2 pseudogenes are annotated in these 1,862 nt (G+C 62.4%); one reads left to right on the top strand and one right to left on the bottom strand.

From position 1 onward, the window contains the following. Positions 1–1,417 (bottom strand): annotated as a pseudogene (locus tag AX690_RS19625) (methyl-accepting chemotaxis protein); the annotation flags it as partial. 300 nt (positions 1,418–1,717) lie between these two features. Between AX690_RS19625 and AX690_RS23455 the strand changes: the two are divergent. Beyond that, positions 1,718–1,862, top strand: a pseudogene (locus AX690_RS23455) (hypothetical protein); the annotation flags it as partial.

The following is a 1,862-nucleotide window of genomic DNA, read 5'->3' as shown; positions in this document are numbered from 1 at the left end:
AGGTTGGTCTGGAAGGCGATCTCGTCGATCACGCCGATGATCTGGCTGATCTGGCCCGAGCTCTTCTCGATCTCCCCCATGGCGGAGACTGCCTGATGCACAACCTGGCCGGAATGCGTCGCTTCGCCACGGGTGGTGGAGACAACGTCCGAAGCCTGGCGCGCGCCCGAGGCCGTGCGACGAACAGTCGCGGTCAGCTGGTCCAGGGCGGCGGCGGTTTCTTCCAGGCTGGCGGCCTGTTGCTCGGTGCGGCGCGACAGGTCGTCGGACGCGTGGGCGATCTCGTCGGCGCCGGTGCGCAGGCCGTCGGTCGAGGCGGCGATGACCTTCATCGTCTCCTGCAGCGAGCCCATGGCGGCGTTGAAGTCGTCCTTCAGCTTGCGATAGTCGCCGGGGAATTCAGCGCTGACGCGGAAGGTCAGGTCGCCCGAGGCCAGCTTCTCCAGGCCCTCGGCCAGGCTGGTGACCACCAGCGCGCTTTCCTGAGCGGCGGCGGCGGCGGCGGCCTCCTTGGCGCGGCGCTCGTCGGCGGTCAGAGCGGCCGACTTTTCCTGCTCGGCGCGCAGTTGCTCAAGGTGCAGCTGGTTGTCGCGGAAGACCTTCAGGGCCGACACGATGGCGCCCAGCTCATCGCGGCGCGTCATCTTTTCCAGGTCGATGCTGTTGTCGCCCTTGGAGAGCTTGTCGGTGGCGCCGGCGATGTCGTTGATCGACTTGCGGGTCGTCATCACGGTCAGGAACGCCAGAGCGCCGACGGCGGCCAGGGTGACCAGCGACAGAATGATGGTGACGCTCATCGCGGCGGTGGCTTCGGCCTGACGCTTGGCCGTCTCCTTGGCCACGCGCGCGTTGGCGGCGGCGACCACCTGGTCTAGCACGCCCGTCATCTTGGCGTATTGTTCTTCGAACGGGGCGATGAAGCCGGCGGCCATGCCGAAGTCGACGCCGATCATCCCGCTGACGGTGTCGATGGCGCTGCGGCATTCCTCAAGCGACTTGATCAGCTCGTTGATCTTGGGCTGCTCGTTGGCCGGCAGTTTGCTCTTCAGAGCGATCAAGTCCTTCTTGACCGCGTCGGTCTCGGCCAGGACGGCGGACATCCGAGCGTCATTCTTGTCGACGTCGATATTGCCGGCCTTGTGGGTCATGACGACGAACAGTTCGCCGTTGATGTTCGAGATGCGCTTGGAGATCTTCTGGATCTCCATGTTCTGGCGCATGTCGTTCTCGACGACCTGCTTCAGCGCAGCCGACTGGCTCTTCTGAACAATAATGGCTCCGCCGGCCATCAGGGCCAGCATGAGCAGCGCGAAAGCCGGCGCGAAGCCGATCTTAATGATCAACGGCAGATCGACGAGACGAAGGCGTTTCATCGTAGGTCCCCTCCAACCAGCGGCCCGTGCCCACGGGTCGCCAAACTGAAGGGAGATAATCCAGATAGAGTCCTAACAGACTCTGACTTGGTTAAAAGGAATTCGAGATAAATACGCCCGAAAGCGTCGAAATGGGCGTTTGGTCGCAGCGTCCGCGAGCGGGATTCTAAGGAGTATCCCAACTAGCAATGGCTCTTGCCGTTCCAGCCGCCATGGTTACCTGGAAGTAAATCCCGAATATTCTTATGCGACTTAGAATATATTAACTGCCTTCTGAGAGTCTGCTCCTGCGTCCAGTTGGCGCATCGTCCACAGGACGTAGAAACACTACTAGGAGCAGCGGGATGAAATATCCGATCGCTATTGCCGCGGGAATCGCCGGCAGCTTTTTCGTGGCTCAGGCCGCTTCGGCCGCCGGTGGTTTCGAAGACCAGATGGGCCGCTGCCTGCAGCAGTTCGCCAACACCCGCGACGCGGCTCAGGTGATGC

It is taken from the genome of Caulobacter sp. CCH9-E1 (assembly GCF_001556515.1).
Taxonomy (GTDB): Bacteria; Pseudomonadota; Alphaproteobacteria; order Caulobacterales; family Caulobacteraceae; genus Caulobacter.
Note: the sequence above shows the minus strand (reverse complement) of the source record. Positions and strands in the feature narration are given on the sequence as shown.